Here is a 6998-nt window from a genome sequence, read left to right as displayed (position 1 = left end):
CTGCGCGGGATCGACGCGCTGGGTGCGGGCGATGCGAAGCTGCTCGCGTCCGGCGCCGCCTGGCTGCCGCCCGCCGCCCTGCCCTGGGCGGTGGTGATCGCAGGGCTTGCCGGGCTGGCCGGGTTCGCCGCCTGGGCTGTGCTGCGCGCGGAGGCCGGCGGCGCGCCGCTCGCGCGGCAGAAGCTGCCGTTCGGCCCTGCGCTGGCATTCGGCCTGCTGGTGGTGCGGCTTGCGGCATGAATTGTCATCAAAGAAACATCAATCAATAACACACGAAAATTTTATTGCACGTAAAGTTGATCGTGTCGGGCGGCAAATATCGTCCGCGCTGATGTTCATTCTCAGACATGGAGATACCGATGCACGCCAGAAGGGCGGCCACGGCTTTGCGTACTCTTTTGCTTGCGGGTTCGGCGATGATCGCCGTCGCGGCGACCACGGGTTCAGGGCGCGCTGCCCCGGCGACCATCACCTCCAGCGGTCAGTATCTGACGCCGGCGGCGGCGCCGGGAGCGGTGTTCACCGCCCTCAATCCCGGCCTTGCCGACAATCCGTCCTATGTCGCCGGGCAGGCGATCAGCACCGCCGTCAGCCCCGATGGCAAGACGCTGCTGGTGCTGACGAGCGGTTATAACCTCGTGAACGACGCGAGCGGCAAGGTGATCCCGGCGGATTCGGAAGAGTATGTCTTCGTCTATGACATCTCGAACGACAAGCCGGTGCAGAAGCAGGTCCTCAAGGTGCCGAACACCTGGGCCGGCATCTCGTTCAGCCCGGATGGCCAGCATTTCTACGTCTCGGGCGGCGTTGACGACGACGTTCACACCTATGCGCTCGGCGCCAGCGGCTGGGCCGAAATCGGCACGCCGTTCGCGCTCGGCCATACGGCGGTCGCGGGCAATCCGCTGAGCCAGGGTGGCGTCGGCTTCCTGGTGAAGCCGCAGGCGGCGGGCCTTGCCACCACGGCGGACGGCAAGTCGCTGCTGGTCGCCAATTTCTATAACGACAGCCTGTCGATCGTGCCGCTGTCGGGCGGCGTTCCCGGCGGAGCGGCGACCGAGGTGCAGCTGCGCCCCGGCGTGATCAACGCCGCGCAGGATGGCGTTGCGGGCGGCGAATATCCGTTCTGGGTCGTCGCCAACGGCAATTCGACCGCCTATGTCTCGAGCGAGCGGGATCGCGAGGTCGATGTCGTCTCGCTGACCGGCACGCCGCAGGTGACCGCGCGCATCAAGGTTGCGGGCAATCCGAACCGGATGGTGCTGAGCGCCGACGGCAAGTATCTCTACGTCGCGTGCGATAACGAGGCGGATGTGGAGGTGATTGCCACCGCGTCCAACACGGTGGTGGACACGATCCGCACCACCGCGCCGTCGTCTTATGTGGGCATGCCGAAATATTTCCACGGCACCGCGCCGAACTCGCTCGCCTTGTCGCGGGACGGCACGCGGCTCTACGTGACCAATGGCGGCACCAACTCGGTCGCGGTGATCGCGCTCAACACGGCGAAGCCGGAAGTCATCGGCCTGCTGCCGACCGGGTATTATCCGAACAGCGTCAGCGTCAGCCCCGATGGCAAGATGCTGTATGTGGTCAACGGGAAGAGCATGCCGGGGCCCAATCCGTGCAACGAGAAGCTCGCGGCCGACGTGCCGGCGAGCTGCACGCCGCTGCAGCACTATAACCAGTATATCCTCCAGCTTTCCAAGGCCGGCTTCCTGACGATGCCGGTGCCGGCGACCGAGGAGATGGAGGAGCTGACGCGGCTCGTTGCGCACAACAACCATTTCTCGTTCCACGAGAGCGCGCGCGACCGCTCGATGATGGCGTTCCTGCACCGCCACATCAAGCACATCATCTACATCATCCGCGAGAACCGCACCTATGACCAGATCCTCGGCGATCTCGGCGAGGGCAATGGCGATCCCGCGCTGGCGGAGTTCGGCAAGACCTATACGCCGAACGTGCATCGCGTCGCGTGGAACTTCGTCGATCTCGACAATTTCTACGATACCGCCGAGGTGAGCGGCAATGGCTGGCCCTGGAGCACCTCGGCCCGCGAGTCCGATTACGGCACCAAGGCGCTGCCGGTGAACTATGCCGGGCGTGGCCTGTCGTATGACTGGGAGGGCACCAATCGCAACGTCAATGTCGGCATCGCATCGCTCGCCGGCCGCAAGGCGGCCAACCCGCTCTATCCGGACGATCCCAACCTGCTGCCCGGCACCGGCAACGTCGCCGCGCCGGATGGGCCGCACGGCCAGGTGCAGCGGGGCTATCTGTGGGATGCGGCGCTGCGCGCGGGGCTGAGCATCCGCAATTACGGCTTCTTCATCGATCTCGGCCGCTACAACCTCTCGGGCGCGCTGGCGAAATACGGCATCCCCGAGATCAACGACGCCTACGCCCAGAAGATCAAGGTCGCCTATGCGACCAACCCCGACCTCGCGCCCTTTACCGATCCGTATTTCCGCGGGTTCGACAACACGATCGCCGATTACTACCGCGAGCAGGAATGGAGCCGCGAGTTCACCAACTATGTGCGGCACCACGACCTGCCCTCGCTCGAACTGGTGCGGCTGATGCACGACCACACCGGCAACTTCACCACCGCGCAGAACGGCGTGAACACGCCGGGCCTGCAGATTGCCGACAACGACTATGCGGTGGGCAAGCTGATCCAGACCGTCGCGCATTCGCCCTATGCTTCCTCGACCCTGATCTTCATCGTCGAGGACGACGCGCAGGACGGGCCGGATCATGTCGACGGGCATCGCAGCGAGGCCTTCGTGGTTGGGCCCTATGTGCGCCATCATGCCGTGGTTTCGGCGCGCTACAGCACGGTGAACATGATCCGCACGATGGAGGACATTCTCGGCATCGGGCCGATGACGCTGAACGACGCCTATGAACGGCCGATGACGGCGGTCTTCAGCCGCGACGACCGGAAGTGGACCTTCAACGCCGCCGTGCCGCAGCCGCTGAGCGCGACGACGCTGCCGATCAAGGCGCAGACGCAGGACGAGCCGGAGTGGCAGCCGCTGCACAACGCCGCCTGGTGGGCGAAGAAGACCAAGGGGTATGACTGGCGCAAGGAAGACGCCATCCCTGCCGTCGCCTACGACCACATCCTCTGGGAGGGCATGATGCCCGGCAAGCCCTATCCGACCGAGCGCAACGGCCGCGACTATTCGCGGTAACGCCTGAACCCGGGGTGGCGGCCGCTGCGCCGCCGCCCTGACCCCACGACGACGCAACCGGCCGGAGCAGAGCGCTCCGGCCGGTTTTCTTGTGGGTGGCGGTGGCCGGTCGGGCGGAGAGGCTCGCCCCCAGGCAGGGTTTGGCTGGCGCTGCGGCGTCCGTCCGGGTCAGGATGTCCGGCCTTTTCCGGCCGGGCCGGGTCGCGGGGCTGACACCGGCCGCAAAAAAATCCGCCCGGATCCTGCCGGACCGAGGCGGGGTTGCGGGAGAGAAGAGGCGGATCAGAACGTCATCCTGACGCCGCCATAGCCGGCGATCGGGCGGCCGGGATTGGCGGTGCGCGGATCGGTGACGCCGCCGGGGACGAAATTCCACGGCACGTCGGAGACCGGGCCGAACCCGCCATAGGTCTGGTAGGAGCGGTTTGTCACGTTATCGACCATGGCGAAGACGGTGACGCGCGGAGTGAGCTTGTAGGAGGCATAGACGTTGAACACCGCGTAGCCGCCAACGGGTTTCGTCAGGTTCGCCTCGTCGCCGAAGCGGTACTGGCTCGATTGCAGGATCGCGGTAGTGCCGAGCAGCAGACGTTCGGTGAGCTGGTAGGACAGGTCGATCGTGCCGCGATTGGCCGGGATGCCGGGGATGCGGTCGCCGGGGACGACGTGGATCTCGCCGTTCGCATCGGCGGCGGGGTTGGAGGGGCTGTTCAGTGTCAGCGCGTTCTGGAACGTCGCGTCGATATGCGCGAAGCCCAGGCGCAGGTTCAGCCTCGGCGTCGCGTAGACGAGATTGGCCTCGATTCCCTGACGGCGCGTGTTGCCGCTGTTGGTGTAGTATTGGAGATTGGGGTTGTAGAGGGTCGACTGATAAATGATGTCATCGTGAACGTCGGTGCGGAAAAGGTCGACGTTCCAGCGCAGCGTGCCGCCGGCGAAGCGGGCGAGGTGGAAGCGGGCGCCGAGTTCGAAGGTGCGGGCGACGACCTGTTTCAGGTTCGGATCGCCGACGAAGAAGTTCAGCAGCGAGCACGGGTTGGCGGCGCTGGCGCAGGAGAGTTCGGTTGGCGTCGGGTTGCGGTTGGTCTCGTCGACGCTGCCATAGAGGTCGAGCGTCTTGAGCGCGTGCCAGGTCAGGCCGATTTGCGGGTTGAACCGGTCATAGGCGTGATGGCCGGAGACCGGGCCGCCGAGCTTGTCCGCGAGGTCGATCTCGGCATTGTTGAAGCGCCCGGCGAGGGTGAGGTCGAGCCGGGGCGCGAGGGTGAAGACGTCGTTGAAGAAGAGGCCGAAATAGCGCGTCGTCGTGGCGACCTGCACCGGGTTGACGCCATCGGCCGGCTGGTCGACCGTCACCCCCGGGCCGATAAAGAGATGCGTCACCGGTGTGATGCCGCCGATCTGGGTGAAGGCGTTGAACATCGTGTTCGAGCCGTCGAAGCTCGCGCCGATCGTCAGGTGGTTGGGGTGGCGCAGCAGCCGGCTGTCGTTGATGAGCTGCACCGAGGCGCCATAGGCCTGCTGGTCGATCCCTTCATTGACGAGGCCGGAATAGATCCCGCCATTGAGAAAGTCGGGCACCGCCGCACCGCCACGCGTCGTCACCACGTCGCTCGTGCCGGCGTTGCAGAGGATGCCGGGCTGGCCGGGGCAGGCGGCGAGTTCTTCCGTCACGCCGTTCGGCAGGCGCTGCGAGAGATCGGCGAAATAGGCCAGCGCGTCGAGCGCGGTGTCGCCGTTCAGCGCGTAGCGCGCGGTGGCGCGGGTGGCGATGTATTTGTTGTAGACGGTGTTGGGGCCGGAGAAGATGCTGGCGATGTCGTAGTTCAGCGCCTGCACCGGGGTTGCGCCGGGATTGCCGAGCGCGTTGTCGGCGGCGATGACGCCGAGATGCAGTTCGGTGCGCGCGTTGCGCCAGCCGAGATCGGCATAGATCCGGGCGAGGCGGGAGGTCTGGGTCTGGCGGAAGCCGGAATCGTGGATCACGTCGGCGGCGAGATAGGCGGCGGTGCCGCCATGATGCACGCCATATTCGAGGCTGCCCGCCATCCTGCCATAGGAGCCGCCGGAGAGCGTGACCACGCCGCCCGGCGCGGTGAAGCCGTTCTTGAGCGTGACATCGAGCGCGCCGCCGAGCGCGTTCAGCCCGAAGGCGGGGTTGGCCGGCTGGAGGCTGGCGCTGCGGATCGCCTCGGGCGGGATCAGGTCCCAGTTCACCGTGTCGCCGAACGGATCGTTGAAGCGCATGCCGTCGAGATAGACGGCGACGCCCTCCGCCGTGCCGGTGACCGGCGAGGCGGTGAAGCCGTGGAAGTTGATGTCCGGCTGGAACGAGTTGCCATCGACATCGTTGATCGAGGCGCTCGGCACCGCGGCGAGGATGGCGCCGGTCAGGCTCGGAATCCCGGTGCGGTCGATCTCGGCCGGGCCGAGCACATGGGTGGCCTGGGGCAGCCTGTCGCGGCTGATCGCCGAGCCGGGCAGGGGGGTTGCGGCGATGACGTTAACGCGTGGCACCCGCACGATGGATGCGGAAGGCACGACCTGGGCAAGGGCCGCCGGCGCGAAGGCGCCGAGCAAAGGGAGGCAGAACGTCAGGCGGCGGATCATGCGGTGGCACTCCGATGTCTGCGACAATCCGAATGATCCGGGCGCATCTCGCCGGTCAGTCGGGATGGCGATGGAACGGTGAAGACCGCACCGCCACCTCCTCCGCGATTCCGGGACGCGGCAGCACGTCAATCAATTTTTAGTTATCAGCCCGTACCTGTGCCAGCACTGAGCGCGTCACGCACAGCGAATATAATTAATTCTTCACTCGGATCGCCGCGGCTCAGCCATCGTGGACGTCCAACGCAGATGGCGTCCGCTTATGGAATGCCTCGAAGAACCGTGCAGGGGAGACAGGGAGCTGATAGCCCACGCGGCAATGCGCGGTATCGTTCGCGGCGGGGTAGTCCTTGAAGGCGTTGAGCAGGAAAATGATGCGCTCCATGGCATCGGCATATTCTTCCTCGACGCGAGGTCCGATGATCTCAGGAGATATGGGGATCATGGACATGCTCCTCTATTGCCAAAGCTGACTGCCGATGGGGGGAGTGAAACCTGAGAACCGCCGCCGGTCATGAGCAGCTTTCCTTCATCCACGCCACCCGCGCCATTATCAGCCCCCGGCACAGCTTGCACCGCCGCGACAACCACGAATATCCCTGCCAGCAGGGCCAGGTTTTGCCGGGTGATGAAAGCCTCGAACTGCGCCCGCGCGGCGGCACCCAGATGGGCGGGCACGGTCTGGAACATGGCGATGATCTTATGCCGGATGGTCCATTGCGCCACGGGCATTGCCACCGGTGGCGGGGCAGGTGAGGCTGCCGGGGCCATCGCGTCCGTGCCCAACGTCCACACGTCCTGAAGCCAGAAGGGCGCGAGCATGGTGCTTTGCGCCTCACGCCGCAGCCAGTCCAGCAGTTGCCGGTCGGTTAGCCTGCTGCCGCCGCCGCCCAGCAGGATGTTGTAGAGATCCCGAATCTGAGCGGCGCAGTGCCAATCGAGTTTACGGAGGTTGTTAAGTTCATAAGCCCGCGCGCCACGCCCAAAATACCAGTTTTGGTAGATCTGAAACCGCCGCATGGAAAGGACTCACCGCTTTGCGGACGAATCAGCAGCGTTCCGGTGGGCAACCGAATCTTCAGGAACGGATGCGGCGGGAAGTAGCTGAACGTTTCCGGTGTCCGCTTTTGTTCCGCATCGGTGCTCATGACGAAGTCGTGTCATGGCGCTACCCGAGGCTCAATCAAT

4 protein-coding genes and 1 pseudogene are annotated in these 6998 nt (G+C 65.4%); 2 read left to right on the top strand and 3 right to left on the bottom strand.

Annotation, left to right across the window (positions count from 1 at the left end):
* A pseudogene (locus APM_RS00275) lies at positions 1-240 on the top strand (prepilin peptidase); the annotation flags it as partial.
* Positions 241-359: 119 nt separating this feature from the next.
* Complete coding sequence (locus APM_RS00270; RefSeq protein WP_241763079.1) at positions 360-3200, top strand: beta-propeller fold lactonase family protein; 2841 nt, start codon at positions 360-362, stop codon at positions 3198-3200.
* A gap of 282 nt (positions 3201-3482) precedes the next feature.
* Here APM_RS00270 and APM_RS00265 read toward each other — a convergent pair whose 3' ends face one another.
* The 3 genes from APM_RS00265 to APM_RS00255 form a co-directional block, all read right to left on the bottom strand.
* Positions 3483-5810 (bottom strand): TonB-dependent receptor, encoded by a 2328-nt coding sequence (locus tag APM_RS00265; protein WP_007421347.1) that lies wholly within the window; start codon positions 5808-5810, stop codon positions 3483-3485.
* A 223-nt stretch (positions 5811-6033) separates the two neighbouring features.
* Complete coding sequence (locus APM_RS00260) at positions 6034-6255, bottom strand: hypothetical protein (protein ID WP_007421346.1); 222 nt, start codon at positions 6253-6255, stop codon at positions 6034-6036.
* The gene (locus tag APM_RS00255) at positions 6252-6830 is read right to left on the bottom strand and encodes a hypothetical protein (RefSeq protein WP_007421345.1); all 579 of its coding nucleotides are present in this window, start codon (positions 6828-6830) and stop codon (positions 6252-6254) included. Before APM_RS00255 ends, APM_RS00260 begins: the two co-directional genes overlap by 4 nt.
* Positions 6831-6998: the final 168 nt, after the last annotated feature.

The organism is Acidiphilium sp. PM, assembly GCF_000219295.1.
Lineage (GTDB): Bacteria > Pseudomonadota > Alphaproteobacteria > Acetobacterales > Acetobacteraceae > Acidiphilium > Acidiphilium multivorum.
The sequence above is the reverse complement of the archived record's forward strand: the minus strand, read 5'-3'. Positions and strand labels throughout refer to the sequence as shown.

Bases quoted from the DNA above. Each gene is read 5' to 3' on its own strand.
- APM_RS00270 (WP_241763079.1), top strand. From the start codon at position 360: ATGCACGCCAGAAGGGCGGCCACGGCTTTGCGTACTCTTTTGCTTGCG.
- APM_RS00265 (WP_007421347.1), bottom strand. From the start codon at position 5,810: ATGATCCGCCGCCTGACGTTCTGCCTCCCTTTGCTCGGCGCCTTCGCG.
- APM_RS00260 (WP_007421346.1), bottom strand. From the start codon at position 6,255: ATGATCCCCATATCTCCTGAGATCATCGGACCTCGCGTCGAGGAAGAA.
- APM_RS00255 (WP_007421345.1), bottom strand. From the start codon at position 6,830: ATGCGGCGGTTTCAGATCTACCAAAACTGGTATTTTGGGCGTGGCGCG.